This is a genomic window from Mycobacterium hainanense (genome assembly GCF_041890355.1).
GTDB classification, from domain to species: domain Bacteria; phylum Actinomycetota; class Actinomycetes; order Mycobacteriales; family Mycobacteriaceae; genus Mycobacterium; species Mycobacterium hainanense.
Map to the genome: position 1 here is coordinate 3909759 of NZ_CP169059.1, position 19254 is coordinate 3929012.

Sequence of the window (19254 nt, forward strand, 5' to 3'; positions counted from 1 at the left end):
AGAATCGTTTAAAGCCCGAATGCGGCCACCGGCCCGATCACGATGATCGCGGGAGGTCGGATGCCCTCGGCGCGGACCTTTTCTGGCGTGTCGGCGAGAGTCGCCCGCAAAGTCCGCTGCGCGGCCGTCGTCCCGTGTTGGACCACCAACGCCGGAGTATCCGCAGGTCGGCCGCCCTTTATCAGCGCCTCGGCGAAAAGCTCGATGCGCTCCACGGCCATCAGCAAAACAATGGTCCCCGACATCGCGGCCAATGCATTCCAATTCACTAACGATTCGGGATGATCGGGCGCCAGATGGCCGCTGACCACCACGAACTCGTGGTTTATGGCCCGATGGGTGACCGGAACGCCGGCCAGGGCGGGCACTCCTATGGCGCTCGTCACACCCGGCACGACCGTGACCGGAATCCCGGCGTCGACGCACGCCAGCACTTCCTCGTAGCCGCGGGCGAAGACGAACGGGTCCCCGCCCTTGAGGCGGACGACGAACTTCCCGGAGCGGGCGCGCTCGATCATGACGTCGTTGATGGCGTCCTGCGCCATCGCCCGCCCGTACGGGATCTTGGCGGCGTCGATGACCTCCACGTGGGGCGGCAGCTCGGCCAACAGCTCAGGCGGCGCGAGCCGGTCGGCCACGACGACGTCGGCGTGGGCCAGCAGCCGGCGCCCGCGCACCGTGATCAGTTCGGGATCGCCGGGGCCGCCGCCGACGAGTGCCACGCCGCCACGCGTGACGTCGGAGCTCGCGGCGCTGTCCGGTGCGATGAGCCCGGTTTGCAGCGCTTCCCGGATCGCCGAGCGGATCGCCGCGGAGCGGCGGTGCTCGCCGCCGGCCAGCACGCCGACCGATAGCCCTTCGTAGCGGAACGACGCCGGTGTCACCGCGGTCCCCTCCACGGCGATGTCGGCGCGGACGCAGAAGAGGTGGCGGCGTTCGGCCTCGGCGACGATGGCCGCATTGACTTGCGGGTCGTTGGTGGCGGCGATCGCGTACCAGGCTCCGTCGAGGTCACCGTCGCGATATTCGCGCAGTGACAATGTGATTCCGGTCATCGCTTCGACCGACCTGGTGGCGCTGCGGGAGATGACGTGGACGTCCGCGCCGCTGGCGATGAGCAGGGGCAGCCGGCGCTGGGCGACCGAGCCGCCGCCGACCACGACGACCTTCTTGCCGGCCAGGCGCAGCCCGGCGAGGTAGGCGTTCTCGGACACCCGGCAAGCCTAAACGGAGGGTGTGCGGGCGGACGCGTGGGCGACGAACCGCGCGACGGCTTGCGGCGACGCTGCGGGATGAGTGTGCAGGTACGACGCGTGCACGCCGGCGTGCACGACGCCGTCCCGCACGGCGTCCACGTCGTTGCCCCGGTACACCCACGCCGGCTGGTAGCTGTCGCTGAAAGTGACCGCGGTCCGGTGGAATTCGTGCCCCACCGCCCGTTGCCCGGCGGTGTACAGCGGCGAGTCGGCCACCGCGACGGCGTCGCGATACGCCAGCGTCAGGTGCGGGGTGAACCGCGCCGAGGCGGCCAGCACCCCGCACATGGGATGGCCGTCGAGTTCGGCGGCCAGGTAGATGAGGCCGGCGCATTCGGCGTGTATCGGCGCGCCAGCGACGGCCAGCTCCTTGATCTGTCGGCGCACCACGTCGTTGGCCGAGAGCTCGGCGGTGAACTGTTCCGGGAAGCCGCCGGGCAGCACCACCGCGTCGGTGCCGTCGGGCAATGGGTCAGCGAGCGGGTCGAATTCGACCACGTCGGCACCGGCGGCGCGAAGCAGCTCGGTGTGCTCGGCATAGGCGAAGGTGAACGCCTTCCCCGCTGCCATCGCCACGGTGGCGCGCACGCCGGGTGCCTCCCCCACCGCCGACGCCGGGTCCCACGCCGGGCCTTCGCGGCTCGCCGCGACGGCCGCCAGCGCCGCCAGGTCGACGTGGCGGGCGACCAGGTCGGTCATGGCGTCGACCGCAAGCCGCGCGCGCCGCCCGTACTCCGCCGCGGTGACGAGGCCCAAATACCTTGTCGGCAACTCCAATTCGGCGGCCCGCGGGATGGCCCCCAGCACGGCGACGCCGGCTTGCTCGCAGGCCTGCCGCAGCACGAGTTCGTGCCGGGCCGAACCGACCCGGTTGAGGATCACGCCGCGGACCCGCGTCGCGGCATCGAAGGTCGAAAACCCGTGCAGCAGTGCGGCGATGCTGTGGCTCTGCCCGCGGGCGTCGACCACCAGGATCACGGGCGCGCCCAAAAGGCGCGCCACGTGCGCGGTGGAACCCTCGGCGGGGCCGGTCGCGGCGGGGCCGATCCGCCCGTCGAAGAGACCCATCACCCCTTCGATCACCGCGATGTCGGCGCCGCCAGCGCCGTGAGCGTACAGCGGGCCGACGAGGTTTTCGCCGACGAGCACCGGGTCGAGGTTGCGGCCGCGACGCCCCGCGGCCAGCCCGTGATAGCCGGGATCGATGAAGTCCGGGCCGACCTTGAACGGTGCCACGACATGGCCCGCACGCCGCAAGGCGCCGATCAAACCCGTTGCGACGGTAGTCTTTCCGCTGCCCGACGCCGGCGCCGCCACGACGACGGCGGGAACACTCACCACTCGATGCCCTTCTGCCCCTTGCGGCCGGCGTCCATCGGGTGCTTGACCTTGGTCATCTCGGTGACGAGGTCGGCGGCCTCGATCAGCCGCTGCGGGGCATCGCGGCCGGTGATGACGACGTGCTGGTGGCCCGGCCGCGCCAGCAGCGTGCCCACCACCTCGTCGACGTCCACCCAACCCCATTTCAGCGGGTAGGTGAACTCGTCGAGGACGTAGAAATCGTGCCGCTGTTCGGCCAGCCGGCGCGCGATCTCCGCCCACCCGTCGGCGGCGGCGGCCGCGTGATCGAGCTCGCTGCCCGCCTTGCGGGACCACGACCAACCCGCGCCCATCTTGTGCCATTCCACGGGCCCACCGACGTTGTGCTGCTGGTGCAGTTGACCGAGCCGGGCGAAAGCGGCCTCCTCCCCCACCTTCCATTTGGCGCTCTTGACGAACTGGAACACGGCGACGGACAGCCCGACGTTCCAGGCCCGCAACGCCATTCCGAACGCCGCGGTCGACTTTCCCTTGCCCGGGCCGGTGTGCACTGCCAAGACCGGGGTGTTGCGCCGGGCCCTGGTGCTCAGCCCGTCGTCGGGCACCTGGACCGGTCGGCCTTGGGGCATCGGCGATTACCTTCCTCAGGCCGCGTTGCGCACGGCGCGCGTCAGGGAGTCCGCGTGTAACTGCTCGAGGCGCACGGCCGGCGCGCCGAGGTGGCGGGCCAGCTGCGTGGCCAAACCCAGTCGCACGTAGGACGTTTCGCAGTCGACGACCACCGCGGCGGCGCCCTCGGCCACCAGGCGGGCGGCCGCCACCCGGCTGCGGCCCAGCGGGTCGGGCCCGGCCGTGGCCCGACCGTCGGTGAGCACCACCACCAGGGAACGCCGCGCCCGATCGCGCGCCTTCTCCCGAACGATCAGTTCCCGCGCGGCGAGCAGGCCCTCGGCCAGCGGCGTCTTGCCGCCGGTGTCGAACCGCGCCAATCGCCGGCCGGCGATGTGCGCCGACGACGTCGGGGGTAGCAGCAGCCGCGCCTCGTGCTGGCGGAACGTGATCACCGCGACCTTGTCGCGGCGCTGGTAGGCGTCGCGCAGCAGCGACAACGTCGCCCCGCTTACCGCTGCCATGCGATCGCGCGCCGCCATCGATCCCGAGGCGTCCACGACGAAGATGACCAGGTTGCCCTCGCGCCCCTCGCGGATCGCCCGTCGCACGTCGTCCGGGGCCGGCCGAAGCGGTCCGGCGGCTGCGCGCTCGGCGGCCGAAAGCAAGGTGGCGAACAGGTGCAGCCCGTGCGCGCCGGAGCTTCTGTCGTCGCTTTCGGCGGCCGCGATCACGCTGCCGGTCGCGTTGCGCGCCCGCGACCGCCGCCCGGGCGCGCCGTCGCCGACCCCCGGCACCGTCAACGCCCGGGCGCGGAAGGTCTTCGACGGAGGAGCGCTGGGGCGCGGTGGTTGCGGCTTCGGCAGGGCCGACGAATCCGGTTGCTCCGCAGCTCCTTCCGCGGACTGACCGCCGCCCGGAGGGTCGGGGTGGGGTTCGGGCCCGTCGTCACCGGCTTGCGCCAGCGCCTCGTTGAGCTGGTCGCGGTCGATGCCCGGGTCGTCGAACGGGTCACGGCGGCGCCGATGCGGCAACGCCAGCTCGGCGGCCACCCGGACATCTTCTTCTTCGACGGCCTTGGCTCCGCGCCAGGCGGCGTGCGCGGCCGCGGTGCGGGCCACCACCAGGTCGGCGCGCATCCCGTCGACGTCGAACGCCGCGCAGACCGCCGCGATGCGCCGTAATTCGCTGTCCGGCACCACCACCTCGCCGACGAGCGCCCGGGCCTCCGCGATGCGCCTGGCCAGTGCCGCCTCGGCGTCGGCGTATCGCTCGACGAACGCGTCGGGGTCCGCCTCATAGGCCATGCGCTGTCGGACCACCTCCACCCGCACGTCGACATCACGCGACGCGTGCACGTCGACGGTGAGGCCGAACCGGTCCAGCAGCTGCGGACGCAGTTCGCCCTCCTCCGGGTTCATGGTGCCGATGAGGACGAACCGGGCCTCGTGCGAATGGGAAATGCCGTCGCGTTCGATGTGCACCCGACCCATGGCCGCGGCGTCGAGCAGCACGTCCACCAGATGGTCGTGCAGCAGGTTCACCTCGTCGACGTAGAGCACACCGCCGTGCGCACGGGCCAGCAGTCCCGGCGAGAACGCGTGCTCGCCGTCGCGCAGCACCCGCTGCAGGTCCAGCGAGCCGATCACCCGGTCTTCGGTTGCGCCGAGGGGCATTTCGACCAGGCCGGTCCCCTCACCGTCGGTCGCGGCGGACAGCAACGCCGCCAGGCCTCGCACGGCCGTCGACTTCGCGGTGCCCTTCTCGCCCCGGATCAGCGCACCGCCGATCTCCGGGCGCACGGCGCACAGCAGCAGCGCGAGGCGCAGCTGCTCGTGTCCGACGATCGCGCTGAACGGATACGGCTTCACGCTGGCTCCGTCAGGCCGGAACCGGGCGCGTCCGCCGACGATGCGGGCCGGGTATCGGCTTGAGAAAGGGGCGGGCGCGAGGGCTTGAGCATCGGCACGTGCGGAATGCCGTCGTCGACGAAATCCTCGCCGGCGCGGACGAATCCATGCTGGGCGTACATGTCGGCCAGGTACGTCTGCGCGTCAATCCGGCACGGGTAGTCGCCCACCTCGGCCAGGGCGGCACGCAGCAGCCGGGTGGTGTGGCCCTGCCCGCGCGCGCTGCGTTTGGTGCACAACCGGCCGATCCGGAACGTCTTCTGGCCGCCGGCGTGTTCCTCCATCAACCGCAGCGTGCAGATCACCTCGCCCTCGGGGGTCTCCAGCCAGAAGTGCCGGGTTTCGGCGAGCAGGTCGCGCCCGTCCAGCTCCGGGTAGGGGCAGGCCTGCTCCACCACGAACACCTCCACCCGCAGCTTCAAAAGCTCGTAAAGGGTGCGTGCATCAAGGTCTTTGGCCCAGGACCGACGCAACGCTTCACTCATGACCGAACCCCCGAATCGGACTTCAACCCCAGCACCTCGGTGCTCCAGGACCACACCTCGTCGTACAACGCCGGCTCGCGGGACAGCTCGACGCCCAGCGAGGGCAGCATCTCTTTGAGTCTCGGCAGCCACGAGCGATAGCGGTCGGCGAAGCACCGCTCAAGCACGTCGAGCATGGCGGCCACCGCCGTCGACGCGCCTGGCGAGCCCCCCAGCAGCCCGGCGATGCTGCCGTCCGCGGCGGTCAGCAGGGTGGTGTTGAAATCGAGCACTCCCCCCTTGCGCCTGTCGCGACGGATCACCTGCACGCGCTGACCGGCCACCGTCAGTTGCCAGTCGGAATCCATTGCGCTGGGCGCGAATTCGCGTAGCACGTCGATGCGGTCGGGTTCGGATAGCCGCAGTTGGCCGAGCAGGTAGTTGACCAGCGTCAGCTGGGTGAGGCCGACACCGAGCATGGACAACGCGTTGTCCGGCTTCACCGACCGCGGCAGGTCGGACAGGCGGCCGTGCTTCAAGAACTTCGGCGACCACCCGGCGTAGGGCCCGAACACCAGCCACGACTTGCCGTTGACGAACCGGAGATCCAGGTGCAGCGCGCCCAGTGGCGGGGCCCCCGGCGCCGGAACCCCGTACACCTTGGCCCGATGGGCGGCGGTCAGCGCCGGGTTGTCGGTGCGCAGGAACCGGCCGCCGATCGGGAATCCGGCGAAGCCCCTAACCTCCTTTATGCCGGACTTCTGCAGCAACGGCAGCGCGTCGCCACCGGCGCCGACGAAGACGAATTTGGCGTTCAGCCGGTGCTTTTCGCCGGTGCGGCGATTGCGAATCAGTAGCGTCCAGGAGCCGTCCGATTGCCGGGTCAGATCGCGGACCTCGTGGCCGAACAACGCGGTCGCCCCGGCCTGCACGCAGTAGCCGATGAGCTGGCGGGCCAGCGCGCCGAAGTCGACGTCCGTGCCGTGGGGGGCCCAGTTGAGCGCGGTCGGCTCGGAGAAGTCACGCTTGGCGGCCATCAACGGCAGCCGGCGGGCGAACTCGTCCGCGTCGTCGATGAATTCGGTGCCGGCGAACAGCGGGTTGGCGGCCAACGCCCGTTGCCGGCGGCGCAAGAACTCGACGCGCTGCGCGCCCCGCACGAAACTCACGTGCGGAATCGGGTTGCAGAAGCCGGTATCGGTCAGGATCCCGTTCTCGACGGCGTAGGCCCAGAATTGCCGCGTGACCTGGAACTGCTCGTTGATCCGCACCGCTTTGGTGATGTCGATCGAGCCGTCGGGAGTTTGCGGCGTGTAGTTGAGCTCGCACAGCGCCGAATGCCCGGTGCCGGCGTTGTTCCAGGGACTGCTGCTCTCCGCCCCGACGGCGTCCAGCCGTTCGACGATGGTTATCGACCAGTCCGGCTGCAGCCGGCGCAGCAACGCGCCCAGCGTCGCGCTCATGATGCCCGCGCCCACCAGCACGACGTCCGTGCGTGCGGTTCGGGCTCGCGACGACACCTGCTCCTGGTCCTTCCCTCGACTGGGCCGGTCCCCAGGCTATCCCGAACGGAGCCGGGCGCGAACGGCGTGCGCCTCCCCGCGACCAGCAAAACCTCTAAGCTGGCCTCGTGACTGGCTGGGTGCCCGATGTCCTGCCCGGTTATTGGCAGCGCACCATCCCCCTCGGGCCCGACCCGGTCGGCGAGGGCGAGATCGTCGCGACGCTGATCCGGCGCGGTGAGCCCACCGGCCCCTCGGGGACCGGCCACGCGGTGCTCGCGGTGCACGGCTACACCGACTACTTCTTCAACACCGCGCTGGCCGATCACTTCGCCGACCGCGGCTTCGCCTTCTACGCGCTGGACCTCCAGAAATGCGGGCGCTCCCGCCGCGACGGTCAGACGCCGCACTTCATCACCAACCTCGAGGATTACGACGCCGAACTCGAACAGGCGCTGGCGGCCGTTCGCGATCACGACGGGCCCGCCAAGGTCTTGGTGTACGGCCATTCCTCCGGCGGGCTCATCGTGTCGTTGTGGCTGGACCGCCTTCGCCGGCGCGATGCCGCGGCGCACGCCGGCATCGGGGGTCTGGTGCTCAACAGCCCGTTCCTGGATCTGCGTGGGCCGGCGGTCCTGCGCCATTCGGCGACCTCGGCGCTGATCGCGGGCCTGTCCCGGGTGCGGTCCAAGGGGGTGGTCCGGACACCCACCGACGGCGGCTACGGCACCACACTGCACCGCGACTATCACGGCGAGTTCGACTACAACCTGCAGTGGAAACCGGTGGGCGGCTTCCCCATCACGCTGGGCTGGCTGCACGCCATCCGCCGTGGCCACGCCCGGCTGCACCGCGGGCTGGACGTCGGGGTGCCCAATCTGATCCTGCGTTCAGACCACACCGTGCGGGAAACCAGCGACCCGGCGTCCATGCAGTGCGGCGACGCGGTTCTCGACGTCGCCCAGATCGCCCGGTGGGCCGGCTGCATCGGAAACCACAGCACCATCGTTCCGGTCGACGACGCCAAACACGACGTGTTCCTGTCGCTGCCGCTGCCGCGGCGGGCGGCGTACCGCCAGCTCGACCGCTGGCTGGACCACTACCTCGACGCCGATCGCACGTCTTCGAAGAAGGGGTGACCGGGTGGAGACGTACGACATCGCGATCATCGGAAGCGGCTCGGGCAACAGCCTTCTCGACCATCGCTTCACCGGCAAGCGGGTGGCGCTGTGCGAGCACGGCACGTTCGGCGGCACCTGCCTCAACGTCGGCTGCATCCCGACCAAGATGTTCGTCTACGCCGCCGAAGTCGCCACCACGATCCGGGACGCGGCGCGCTACGGGATCGACGCGCGCCTCGACCGGGTGCGCTGGGACGACATCGTCTCGCGCATCTTCGGGCGCATCGATCCGATCTCGATGAGCGGGGAGGACTATCGCCGCGCGTCACCCAACGTCGACTTGTACAGCCAGCACACGCAATTCGGGCCGGTTCAGCCCGACGGGCGATACCTGTTGCGCACCGGCGCCGGCGAGGAGTTCACCGCCGATCAGGTGGTGATCGCGGCGGGGTCGCGACCGGTGATCCCCCCCGCGATCCTCGACTGCGGCGTCGCTTATCACACCAGCGACACGATCATGCGGATCGCGGAGTTGCCCGAGCACCTTGTGATCATTGGAAGCGGCTACGTGGCAGCCGAATTCGCACACATCTTCTCCGCCCTCGGTGTGCGCGTCACGCTGGTTTGCAGAGGCGCCACCATGCTGCGGTATTCCGACGACACCATCTGCAGACGCTTCACCCGCATCGCCGCGGCCAAATGGGAACTGCGCACCCATCGCAACGTTGTGGGCGGCACCAACCACGACTCCGGCGTGACCCTGCAATTGGACGACGGATCGACCCTGGATGCCGACCTGCTGCTGGTCGCGACCGGCCGCGTCCCCAACGCCGACCTGTTGGACGCCGAACAGGTCGGCGTCGACGTGGTGGATGGCCGGGTGGAGGTGGATGAATACCAACGCACCTCCGCCCGTGGGGTTTTCGCCCTCGGCGACGTTTCCTCGCCATACCAGCTCAAGCACGTCGCCAACCACGAGGCTCGCGTCGTGCGGCACAACCTCATGTGCCAGTGGGACGATACCGATGCGATGGTCAGAACCGATCACCGCTACGTGCCGTCGGCGGTATTCACCGATCCCCAGCTGGCGGCCGTCGGCCTAACCGAAACCCAGGCCATGGCAAAGGGATTCGACATCTCGGTTGCGATACACAACTACAGCGACGTCGCCTACGGTTGGGCCATGGAGGACACCACCGGAATAGTGAAGCTGATCGCCGACCGGAGCACCGGGCGCCTACTCGGCGCGCACATCATGGGCCCCCAGGCGTCGTCGATCATCCAGCCGCTGATCCAGGCGATGAGCTTCGGGCTGACCGCCCCGGAGATGGCCCGCGGGCAGTACTGGATTCATCCCGCGCTGCCGGAAGTGGTCGAGAACGCGCTACTGGACCTGTACCGGGGGTCGCCAACGCCATCTGACTGACCTGGCGCTAAATGGTGTCAGCGCCCGGAACGTTTGAGCGGCCGGTTACCGTCTTGGCACTGGGGGCACAGCCCGTGCAGCGTCAGGCCCGCCGCCTCCGAGAGCGCGAAGGAACTCCCCGCCATCGCGTGCTCGAGCGCCGAGCTGAGCTGCCGGGCGGGCACCTCGATGATCGAGCCGCACTCGGTACACACGGCGTGGTGGTGCGGCGCCGTGGCCATCCCGTAGGTGGTGACGCCGCCGTCGAGGGTCAGCGCGTGCAGCATCCCCTGCCCGACCAGGGTGGTCACGGTGCGATAGATGGTCGCGACGTCGGGGGCGTGGGCGCCGTGCGGCAATGCCGCCCGCACCCGCTGGTGGATCTCCGCGACCGGCAGGTGCCCGTCGACGGGCTCGAGCACCGCCAGCACCTGGATGCGCGAGGACATCCGCCGCAGCCCCCGGGCGCGCAGCAGATCACCGATCCGTGCGGTGACGGAGGGGTCCAGGGCCGACGGCTTGGACGTCACCCGCCCAGTGTCGCGCCGCTCCGCAGGGCGCGCCAGTTTTCGGCCGAATTCGCCTACCGCATCGGGCGCGGCGGGTTTCCTGCGACCCACTTGCATCTAGTCGGCGACCGCACATACAGTCGTGCCGGTTGTTCCTCATGCCGGAAGGACCGCAGTGGCGAGTACCGAGCTCGACCGGCGGCCGTCGTGGACGACCAAGCTTCGCAGCGCGTTGACGGCGGCGGAGTGGTGGCGTCTGGCGTCGATGCTGGCGGTCATCGTCGCGCTCCATCTGGTCGGCTGGCTCACCTTGGTGGCCCTGGTCGCCCCCGCGCAATTAAGCCTCGGCGGCAAGGCATTCGGTGTGGGCATCGGGCTCACGGCCTACTCCCTGGGCATGCGGCACGCGTTCGACGCCGACCACATCGCCGCTATCGACAACACCACCCGCAAGCTGATGAACGACGGGCAGCGCCCGCTGGCGGTGGGATTCTTCTTCTCGCTCGGCCATTCCACGGTGGTCTTCGCGCTGGCGGTCCTGCTGGTGTCCGGGGTCAAGACGATCGTCGGGCCGGTCCGGGACGACTCCTCGGCGCTACACCACTACACGGGGCTGGTCGGCACGGGCGTCTCGGGCGCGTTCCTCTATGCGATCGCCCTGCTCAACGTCGTCGTGTTGGTGGGCATCCTGCGGGTATTCGCCCGGCTGCGCCGCGGCGACTACGACCACGAAACCGACGGGGCCGAACTGGAACGGCAGCTGGACAGCCGCGGCCTGATGAACCGGTTTCTCGGCCGCTTCACCAGGTCGATCACCAAGTCGTGGCACTCCTACCCCGTCGGGGTGCTGTTCGGACTCGGCTTCGACACGGCGACCGAGATCGCGCTGCTGGTCCTGGCCGGGACCAGCGCGGCGGCCGGACTGCCCTGGTACGCCATCCTGTGCCTGCCCGTGCTGTTCACCGCCGGGATGTGCCTGCTGGACACCATCGACGGCTCGTTCATGAACTTCGCCTACGGCTGGGCCTTTTCCAACCCGGTCCGCAAGATCTACTACAACATCACCATTACCGCCCTGTCGGTGGTGGTCGCGCTGCTGATCGGCAGCGTCGAACTCCTCACGCTGTTCGCCGAGCAGTTCGGCTGGCGGGGCCCGTTCTGGAACTGGATCGGCGGGTTGGACCTCAACACCGTGGGCTATTTCGTCGTGGCCACGTTCGTCATCACCTGGGCGGTGGCCGTGCTGGTCTGGCGTTACTGCCGGCTGGAACAGAAGTGGACTTCCGCTCCCTGACACTGCTGCGCACCCGGGGCGTTCGGGTGTAGAACAGTGCTCATGAGCCCGCGGCGGACGCCGGTGATCGGCGGTGCATGAGCTGTCGCTCTGTGAGGCGATCGCCGATGTGGCCAAGACCCACGCCGACGGTCGGCACGTCGACGTGGTGCGCGTGCGGATCGGGGCGCTGCGTCAGGTGGTGCCCGAATCGCTCTCGTTCTGCTGGACGCTGGTGCGCGATGCCGAGAACATGCCGGAGGCCGAGCTGGAGCTCGAGTGCGTCGGGGCCGAGGTGAGCTGTCACGCCTGCGGCCGGCGATCGGAGATCACGTCCGCCTGGTCGATCTGGTGCCCGGAGTGCGACAGTTCCGACGTAGAGGTGCTGCGGGGCAACGAGTTCCTGGTGACGTCGCTGGACGTCTCGTGAAAAGCGCGCCATCCGAACGGATTTGACCATGGGCAGATTTCATCGACATGACGACGGAACGGTGCACACCCACGAGCACGACGATCCGGATCACCAGCACGGCGACCATGGCCAGTACCGGACCGGCAAGCAGCGGGTCGACGTGTTGGAGGCGATCTTCGCCGAGAACGACGCGCTCGCCGAAGTCAACCGTGCCGCGTTCGAGGGCAACGGCGTGCGCACCCTGAACCTGATGAGTTCGCCGGGATCGGGCAAGACGACCATCCTGCAGGCCACGCTGGACGAACTCGCCGGCGACCTTGCCATCGGGGTGATCGAAGGCGACATCGCCACCGATCTCGACGCGGCCAAGCTTCGTGGCCGCGGCGCCCAGATCTCACTGCTCAACACCAGCAACGGTTTTGGCGGCGAATGCCACCTCGACGCGCCGATGGTGAACCGCGCCCTGCCCGGGCTCGACCTTCCCGCGCTGGACCTGGTGATCATCGAGAACGTCGGTAACCTGGTCTGCCCGGCGGAGTTCGACGTGGGCGAGCACGCCAAGGCCATGGTGTACTCGGTGACCGAGGGTGAGGACAAGCCGCTGAAGTATCCGGTGATGTTCCGTTCCGTGGATGTGGTGCTGCTCAACAAGATTGACTTGGTCCCATACCTTGACGTGGACGTCGATGAATACATCGCTCACGTGCGCAAGGTCAATGCGACGGCCACGATCCTGCCGCTCAGTGCGCGCACCGGAGCCGGGATGGCCGCGTGGTTCGGCTGGCTGCGGCGGTTCGCCGCGGAGCCGGCGGCGTGACCCCCCGTTCTGCGAGCGATTTGCATGAGGTCGGGGGTTGCCGGCCGCCCGCGCCGCGGAACGAAATACTATGCAACGGCTGTCTAACTAGTTGGTGCCGCAGAACCGTTGACACGCCCGGCGGCGAGGAGTAGACCCGAAAATTAGCGCTGCGCAAGTGGGCCGACGGTCGACTCCGGCGGCGCAGGGGTCTAAGCCCGGCCCCGGAAAGCTGCAGCATGCCAACAGAAGCAGCAGTCAAAGCAGAAGAAACATTGATCCACGTTCTTTGGATTAATGCGGGGCTCAGTTGTGACGGCGATTCGGTGGCGTTGACTGCCGCCACCCAACCCACGGTCGAGGAGATTGCCTTGGGGGCTCTACCCGGGCTTCCGAAGGTCGCTGTGCACTGGCCCCTAATCGATTTCGAATGCGGCCCCAACGGCGGGGCGGACGACTTCCTGTCGTGGTTCTTCAAGGCCGACCGCGGTGAGCTGGAACCCTTCGTGCTCGTCGTCGAAGGATCCATCCCCAACGAGAAGCTCAAGGACGAGGGCTACTGGTGTGGCTTCGGCAACGACCCCGCCACCGGCCAGCCGATGACCACCAGCGAATGGCTCGACCGGCTGGCGCCCAAGGCCACCGCGATCGTCGCGGTCGGGACCTGCGCCACCTACGGCGGTATCCATGCCATGGCCGGCAACCCGACGGGGGCGATGGGGGTGCCCGACTACCTCGGATGGGACTGGAAGAGCAAGGCCGGCATTCCGATCGTCTGCGTGCCGGGTTGCCCGATCCATCCCGACAACCTCTCCGAGACGCTGACCTACCTGCTCTATATGGCGACCGGTCAGGCGCCGATGATTCCGCTCGACGACGCGCTGCGCCCCAAGTGGTTGTTCGGCAACACCGTACATGAGGGTTGTGACCGGGCCGGATACTACGAGCAGGGCGACTTCGCCACCGAGTACGGATCGCCGAAATGCATTGTCAAACTGGGCTGTTGGGGCCCGGTCGTCAAGTGCAACGTGCCCAAGCGCGGATGGATCAACGGTGTGGGCGGCTGCCCCAACGTGGGCGGCATCTGCATCGGATGCACCATGCCGGGCTTCCCCGACAAATTCATGCCCTTCATGGACGAACCGCCGGGCGGCAAGTTATCGAGCACCGCGTCGGGACTGTACGGCACCGTGATTCGCAATTTGAGGGGTATCACGGGACGCACGGTCGACAAGGAGCCGCGCTGGCGCCACAACGGCGATCAACTAACCACCGGGGCGCGCCGCACCTGGTAAGCCACCTCGGCTACCGGGTCGGCGCGCTTCGTTCTCATCACTGGAGCCCTCGGGGCGGAGAGCGGTACTGCAATGGCAACCATCACCCCTGAACCCATGCACGCCAAGCGGGAACCCGGCCAACTCGTCGACATGGCCTGGGATCCCATCACCAGAATCGTCGGCAGCCTGGGTATCTACACCAAGATCGACTTCGAGAACCGACAGGTCGTCGAGTGCCACAGCACCTCGTCGATTTTCCGCGGCTACTCGATCTTCATGAAGGGCAAGGATCCTCGCGACGCGCACTTCATCACCAGCCGCATCTGTGGAATCTGCGGTGACAACCACGCCACCTGCTCGTGCTACGCGCAGAACATGGCGTACGGGGCCAAGCCGCCGCACCTCGGCGAGTGGATCGTCAACCTGGGCGAGGCCGCGGAATACATGTTCGACCACAACATCTTCCAGGAGAACCTGGTCGGTGTCGACTTCTGCGAGAAGATGGTCTCCGAGACCAACCCGAGCGTGCTGGCCCTGGCGGAGAAGACGCCCGCACCGCAGGCGGGCGCGCACGGGTACCGGACGATCGCCGACATCATGCGGTCGCTGAACCCGTTCACCGGCGAGTTCTACCGCGAGGCGCTGGCGGTCAGCCGTTGGACGCGAGAAATGTTCTGCCTCATGGAGGGTCGGCACGTCCACCCGTCCACGCTGTACCCCGGCGGAGTCGGGACCGTCGCGACCATCCAGCTGATGACCGACTACATGACGCGGTTGATGCGCTATGTGGAGTTCATGAAGAAGGTCGTGCCGATGCACGACGACCTGTTCGACTTCTTCTACACCGCACTGCCCGGTTACGAGAATGTCGGTCTGCGCCGCACCTTGCTCGGCTGCTGGGGCTCCTTCCAGGACCCCGAGGTGTGCAACTTCGCGTACAAGGACATGGAGCGTTGGGGGAACGCGATGTTCGTGACCCCGGGTGTGGTGGTCGACGGCAAACTGGTCACCCACTCGCTGGTCGACATCAACCTCGGCATCCGGATCCTGTTGGGCAGTTCGTATTACGACGACTGGACCGACCAGGAGATGTTCGTCAAGACCGATCCGCTGGGCAATGCGGTGGACCGGCGGCACCCGTGGAATCAGCACACCAACCCGCACCCCCAGAAGCGGGACATGGAGGGCGGCAAGTACAGCTGGGTGATGTCGCCGCGCTGGTTCGACGGCAAGGACCACCTGGCGCTCGACACGGGCGGCGGCCCGCTGGCCCGGCTGTGGGCGACCGCGCTGGCCGGCCTCGTCGACATCGGCTACGTCAAGGCGACGGGAAACAGCGTCAAGATCAACCTGCCGAAGACCGCGCTCAAGGGCCCGGTGGAGTTGGAATGGAAGGTCCCCAAGTACGGCAGCAACACGATCGAACGCGACCGCGCGCGCACCTACTTCCAGGCCTACGCGGCCGCCTGCGGGCTGTACTTCGCCGAGAAGGCGCTCGAGGAGATCCGCGCCGGGCGCACCAAGACGTGGGAGCGCTTCGAGGTGCCCGACGAGGCCATCGGGTGCGGGTTCACCGAGGCGGTCCGCGGCGTGCTCAGCCACCACCTGGTGATCCGGGACGGCAAGATCGCCAACTACCACCCGTACCCGCCCACCCCGTGGAACGCCAACCCCCGCGACAGCTACGGCACGCCGGGCCCGTACGAGGACGCGGTGCAAGGCCAGCCGATCTTCGAGGAGAACGGCCGGGAGAATTTCAAGGGCATCGACGTGATGCGCACGGTGCGCAGCTTCGATCCGTGCCTGCCCTGCGGTGTGCACATGTATCTGGGCAAGGGCAAGACCCTCGACAGACTGCACACGCCGACACAGTCACCCGCCGGGGAGTGAGTGAAGGTGGATCGCCCGGACACCCTTGACGAAAGCGAGGCGCGGTGGCGCACAGCGGGCGATCGGATCCAGACCCTCCTGGATGCCTGCGCGGCCAGTGGGCCGGCCGCGCAGGAGCGCGCGACTGAGCTGGTCCGCGAGGTGGTCGGCCTCTACGGGGCCGGGCTGCAACGGATCATGCAGTGCCTGGGGCGGGCCGGGGACCCGGGCATAGCCGAGCGGCTGGCCACCGACGACCTGGTGGCCAGCCTGCTCCTTGTGCACGGCCTGCACCCGCACGACGTGCACCGCCGGGTGTCCGACGCGCTGGACCGGGTGCGGCCGTATCTGGGCTCGCACGGCGGGGACGTCGATCTCATCGAAGTCGACGGTGACACCGTGCGGTTGGCGTTCGCAGGCAGCTGCAAGAGCTGTCCCTCGTCGGCGGTGACGCTGGAGTTGGCCGTGGAGGACGCCGTGCGCGCCGCGGCCCCCGAGATCTCCTCGATCGAGGTGGTGACGGCCGATGCGAAACCCGCACCCGTCATCCCGGCCGAATCACTGTTGGCGCGTGTGCATTCCAACGCATCCGGCAGCTGGCACCCGGCGCCCGAGCTGGCCGAGCTGGCGCCCGGGGAGGTGGCGGGCTATCGCGTCGACGCAACCACCGTGCTGGCGTGCCGGGTCGGCGACCAGACGTTCGCCTACCGGGACCATTGCCCGGTGTGCGACGCCACCCTGGCCGGCGCGAAACTGCATGGTCCGCAACTGCGCTGCCCCCGCTGCCAGACTGACTTCGACGCCGTACATGCCGGGGCCGGGGTGAACGGCGCGCACCTGGACCCGCTCCCCCTCTTGACCCGCGACGGCGTGCTGTCGGTGGCGTTGCCGGCGCGCGAACCGGTGCACGTGATGGGCGCACCGGCATGACCACCCCCTACGATGTCCTGGCCCGCATCCGCAGCAACCGCCCGGTCCCGCAACCGGCCGGCGAGCGGTGCGAAATGTGTTCGGAATCGATCGCCGACGAGCACCAGCACGTGGTCAACGTGGCCGACCGGCAGCTCATGTGCGTGTGCCGGGCCTGCTATCTGCTGTTCACCGACACCCAGGCCGAACTGCGCTACCGCGCGGTGCCCGACCGGTATCTGTCCTTCCCGCAGTTCGCGCTGGACCGCCGCGCGTGGGAGGCACTGCAGATCCCGGTGGGGGTGGCGTTCTTCTTCACCAACTCCGCCCTCGGGCGGACCGTCGCCTTCTATCCCGGCCCGGCCGGTGCGTGCGAATCCGAACTCGCGCTGAATGTTTGGGACACGCTGAGCGGTTCCGACGCGCGGGCGGGACTGCTGGCCGACGACGTGGAGGCGCTGTTGGTCCGGGTCCCCGAGATCGGTCCGCCGCAGACCTATCTGGTCCCCATCGACGCCTGTTACGAATTCGTCGGCCGGCTGCGCGTGCTGTGGCGTGGGTTCGACGGCGGCCAGGAGGCGCGCGCGTTCATCGATGGCTTCTTCTCCCACCTTCAGGCCCGCGCAGTCCAAACACCTTCTGGGACAACGCCATGATGGACATCGACTTCACGGTCCTCGACGTGGCGCCCGAACCGTACACCGTCAGCCCGGTGCTGACCGCCCGCATCGCGGTTACCACCGGAGGCGACGACCCGGTGCACGCGATCGCCCTGCGTTGCCAGGTGCGCATCGAGCCGCTGCGGCGGTCCTATTCCGACGACGAAGCCGCCGGGCTGACCGATTTGTTCGGCCCGCGCGAACGCTGGGCGAGCACGCAACGCACCTTCCTGTGGCAGCACTGCACCGCGATGGTGCCGGGGTTCAGCGGCGCCACGACTGCGGCGCTGCCCCTGGACTGCACCTACGACTTCGAGGTCGCCGCCGCGAAATATCTGCACGCCCTGCGCGATGGCGCGCTGCCGCTCCAGTTCCTCTTCAGCGGAACGGTTTTCGTCAAATCCGAGCGCGGCTTCTCCGTCCAGCAGGTGCCGTGGGACTGCGAATACCGCTACGACATGCCGGTCCCGGTCTGGCGGCAGCTGATGGCCCAGCACTATCCGAACGCCGGCTGGTTGCGGCTGAGTCACGAAACCATCAGCGCGCTGGCCGCCTACAAGTCGGCGCACGGCCTGCTCGACCTCGACCACGCGATCGCCGCACTGTTGGACGCGGACCGGGAGACGGCGCGGTGACCGAGGATCGGGACCGGGCCCGCGCCGTCGCCGACGCGGTCCTCTACGAGGGCTACCTGCTCTACCCCTACCGCGGGACGTCGACCAAGAACCAATCCCGCTGGCAATTCGGCGTCCTGGGGCCCCCCGGGGCCGCGGACGCGGGCCTGGGCGAGGACGACAGCCTGGCGGCGCAGTTCCTCGTCGACGGGGCCCGGGAGCTGAACCTGGTGGTGCGGTTCCTGCAACTGCAACACCGACGGGCCGAGCGGGAAGGCGCCCACGGCGAATACGAACCCGTCGGCGAGCTGACAACCCCGGATGGCTCGTGGCTCACCTGGGACGAGGCGGTCGAGCGCGAAGGGTCCTTCGGCCCTGTCGCCTTGGACGGACGGACCTGGACACTGTCGGTGACGGCCGACGCAGGCACGGACGTCGAGAAGCTTGACGGCGGGCGCCTGGTGCGCCAACGGCGGGAGGTGCGTGGTGTGTTGACGGTCGCCAGCGAGGCGGACGGCGACCTGTGCCGGGTGTCCGTGCGGGTCCGCAACGTCGGCACCGCCGCGGTGGACAAGGACGACGCGATCGCCCGGTCCATGATCGGCACCCACCTCATCGCCGAACTCGGGCGCGGGCGGTTCGTCTCGCTGCTCGAGCCGCCGCCGGCCGCGGCCGGCGCGGCGTCGCGGTGCGTCCAGCACCGCTGCTTCCCGGTGCTGGCCGGCCCGCCCGGCGCGCACGACTCGCTGCTGATCTCGCCGATCATCCTCTACGACCACCCGGAGGTCGCCGAACAGAGCGATACCGCGCTGTACGACTGCACGGAGATCGACGAGATCCTCACCCTGCGCGTGATGACGATGACGGACGAGGAGAAGGCGCAGGCGCGGGCCACCGATCCGCGGGCGGCGCGGATCATCGACCAGTGCGACGCCATGTCCCCCGAGGCCATGGCGCGCCTGCACGGCGTGTTGCGCGACCCGCACGCGATCGCGGGTCTGGTCCCGGAGGTTCCCGACGGGGTCGACTGGTGGGACCCGTTGGCGGACAATGCGGTTCGTCCGGAAATCGATGCGGTGCTGGTGAACGGCATCCGGATAGCACGCGGCAGCCAGGTCCGGTTGCGGCCCAGACGAAACGCCGATGTGCAGGACATCTTCGTCGCGGGCAAGACTGCCCGCGTCACCTCGGTGCACGAAGACGTCGAGGGTAGCAAGCACGTCGGCGTCGTCGTCGAAGATGATCCGGCGGCCGACCTGCACGACTGGTACGGCCGATACCTGTACTTCTCCCCCGACGAAATCGAGCCTCTCGGAAGCTCAACGCAGCCCGGCTAACTCTTGAAAGGA

18 protein-coding genes are annotated in these 19254 nt (G+C 68.7%); 11 read left to right on the forward strand and 7 right to left on the reverse strand.

Annotation, left to right across the window (positions count from 1 at the left end):
- Positions 1-8: 8 nt before the first annotated feature.
- The 6 genes from cobA to mqo are packed head-to-tail and all read right to left on the reverse strand — an operon-like array spanning position 9 to position 7079.
- Complete coding sequence (cobA, locus tag ACEL92_RS18120) at positions 9-1214, reverse strand: uroporphyrinogen-III C-methyltransferase (protein WP_374022083.1); 1206 nt, start codon at positions 1212-1214, stop codon at positions 9-11.
- 9 nt (positions 1215-1223) lie between these two features.
- Positions 1224-2594: a cobyrinate a,c-diamide synthase gene (locus tag ACEL92_RS18125; protein WP_374022084.1), complete on the reverse strand. Its 1371-nt coding sequence runs from the start codon at positions 2592-2594 to the stop codon at positions 1224-1226.
- Positions 2591-3205 (reverse strand): cob(I)yrinic acid a,c-diamide adenosyltransferase, encoded by a 615-nt coding sequence (gene cobO, locus ACEL92_RS18130; protein WP_374022085.1) that lies wholly within the window; start codon positions 3203-3205, stop codon positions 2591-2593. Before cobO ends, ACEL92_RS18125 begins: the two co-directional genes overlap by 4 nt.
- Positions 3206-3220: 15 nt before the next feature.
- On the reverse strand, positions 3221-5056 hold the full coding sequence (locus ACEL92_RS18135) for a magnesium chelatase subunit D family protein (RefSeq protein ID WP_374022086.1): 1836 nt from the start codon (positions 5054-5056) through the stop codon (positions 3221-3223).
- On the reverse strand, positions 5053-5580 hold the full coding sequence (locus ACEL92_RS18140; RefSeq protein ID WP_374022087.1) for a GNAT family N-acetyltransferase: 528 nt from the start codon (positions 5578-5580) through the stop codon (positions 5053-5055). The genes ACEL92_RS18135 and ACEL92_RS18140 overlap by 4 nt, the downstream gene beginning before the upstream one ends.
- Positions 5577-7079 (reverse strand): malate dehydrogenase (quinone), encoded by a 1503-nt coding sequence (mqo, locus tag ACEL92_RS18145; RefSeq protein ID WP_374022088.1) that lies wholly within the window; start codon positions 7077-7079, stop codon positions 5577-5579. Before mqo ends, ACEL92_RS18140 begins: the two co-directional genes overlap by 4 nt.
- A 110-nt stretch (positions 7080-7189) precedes the next feature.
- Between mqo and ACEL92_RS18150 the strand changes: the two genes are divergently transcribed.
- Together ACEL92_RS18150 and mtr are read left to right on the forward strand one after the other, a co-directional pair.
- Complete coding sequence (locus ACEL92_RS18150; protein WP_374022089.1) at positions 7190-8200, forward strand: alpha/beta hydrolase; 1011 nt, start codon at positions 7190-7192, stop codon at positions 8198-8200.
- A 4-nt stretch (positions 8201-8204) separates the two neighbouring features.
- Positions 8205-9608: a mycothione reductase gene (mtr, locus tag ACEL92_RS18155; protein ID WP_374022090.1), complete on the forward strand. Its 1404-nt coding sequence runs from the start codon at positions 8205-8207 to the stop codon at positions 9606-9608.
- 17 nt (positions 9609-9625) lie between these two features.
- Here the strand turns inward: mtr and ACEL92_RS18160 are convergent, their stop codons facing one another.
- Positions 9626-10117 carry a Fur family transcriptional regulator gene (locus ACEL92_RS18160; protein ID WP_374022091.1) on the reverse strand — a complete coding sequence of 164 codons (492 nt, stop codon included), beginning with the start codon at positions 10115-10117 and terminating at the stop codon, positions 9626-9628.
- Between the two features lie 154 nt (positions 10118-10271).
- Between ACEL92_RS18160 and ACEL92_RS18165 the strand changes: the two genes are divergently transcribed.
- The 9 genes from ACEL92_RS18165 to ACEL92_RS18205 all read left to right on the forward strand — a co-directional run bounded on the left by ACEL92_RS18165 (position 10272) and on the right by ACEL92_RS18205 (position 19242).
- The gene (locus ACEL92_RS18165; RefSeq protein ID WP_374022092.1) at positions 10272-11390 is read left to right on the forward strand and encodes a HoxN/HupN/NixA family nickel/cobalt transporter; all 1119 of its coding nucleotides are present in this window, start codon (positions 10272-10274) and stop codon (positions 11388-11390) included.
- Between the two features lie 73 nt (positions 11391-11463).
- A complete protein-coding gene (locus ACEL92_RS18170; protein WP_374022093.1) occupies positions 11464-11799 on the forward strand; it encodes a hydrogenase maturation nickel metallochaperone HypA in 336 nt (111 codons plus the stop codon).
- Positions 11800-11827: 28 nt separating this feature from the next.
- A complete protein-coding gene (gene hypB, locus ACEL92_RS18175; RefSeq protein ID WP_374022094.1) occupies positions 11828-12598 on the forward strand; it encodes a hydrogenase nickel incorporation protein HypB in 771 nt (256 codons plus the stop codon).
- Between the two features lie 218 nt (positions 12599-12816).
- Positions 12817-13872 carry a hydrogenase expression protein HypE gene (locus ACEL92_RS18180; protein WP_067311604.1) on the forward strand — a complete coding sequence of 352 codons (1056 nt, stop codon included), beginning with the start codon at positions 12817-12819 and terminating at the stop codon, positions 13870-13872.
- Between the two features lie 72 nt (positions 13873-13944).
- Positions 13945-15744, forward strand: a complete 1800-nt coding sequence (locus ACEL92_RS18185) for a nickel-dependent hydrogenase large subunit (RefSeq protein WP_374022095.1) — start codon at positions 13945-13947, stop codon at positions 15742-15744.
- Entirely contained in the window at positions 15745-16653 is a 909-nt protein-coding gene (locus ACEL92_RS18190; RefSeq protein WP_374022096.1) for a NifU family protein, read from the forward strand.
- Entirely contained in the window at positions 16650-17288 is a 639-nt protein-coding gene (locus ACEL92_RS18195) for a DUF5947 family protein (RefSeq protein ID WP_374022097.1), read from the forward strand. The genes ACEL92_RS18190 and ACEL92_RS18195 overlap by 4 nt, the downstream gene beginning before the upstream one ends.
- A complete protein-coding gene (locus ACEL92_RS18200) occupies positions 17285-17926 on the forward strand; it encodes a DUF6084 family protein (RefSeq protein ID WP_374022098.1) in 642 nt (213 codons plus the stop codon). Before ACEL92_RS18195 ends, ACEL92_RS18200 begins: the two co-directional genes overlap by 4 nt.
- Positions 17923-19242, forward strand: a complete 1320-nt coding sequence (locus tag ACEL92_RS18205) for a hypothetical protein (protein ID WP_374022099.1) — start codon at positions 17923-17925, stop codon at positions 19240-19242. Before ACEL92_RS18200 ends, ACEL92_RS18205 begins: the two co-directional genes overlap by 4 nt.
- Positions 19243-19254 lie beyond the last annotated feature (12 nt).

Bases quoted from the DNA above. Each gene is read 5' to 3' on its own strand.
- cobO (WP_374022085.1), bottom strand. From the start codon at position 3,205: ATGCCCCAAGGCCGACCGGTCCAGGTGCCCGACGACGGGCTGAGCACC.
- ACEL92_RS18140 (WP_374022087.1), bottom strand. From the start codon at position 5,580: ATGAGTGAAGCGTTGCGTCGGTCCTGGGCCAAAGACCTTGATGCACGC.
- hypB (WP_374022094.1), top strand. From the start codon at position 11,828: ATGGGCAGATTTCATCGACATGACGACGGAACGGTGCACACCCACGAG.
- ACEL92_RS18180 (WP_067311604.1), top strand. From the start codon at position 12,817: ATGCCAACAGAAGCAGCAGTCAAAGCAGAAGAAACATTGATCCACGTT.
- ACEL92_RS18185 (WP_374022095.1), top strand. From the start codon at position 13,945: ATGGCAACCATCACCCCTGAACCCATGCACGCCAAGCGGGAACCCGGC.
- ACEL92_RS18195 (WP_374022097.1), top strand. From the start codon at position 16,650: ATGACCACCCCCTACGATGTCCTGGCCCGCATCCGCAGCAACCGCCCG.
- ACEL92_RS18200 (WP_374022098.1), top strand. From the start codon at position 17,285: ATGATGGACATCGACTTCACGGTCCTCGACGTGGCGCCCGAACCGTAC.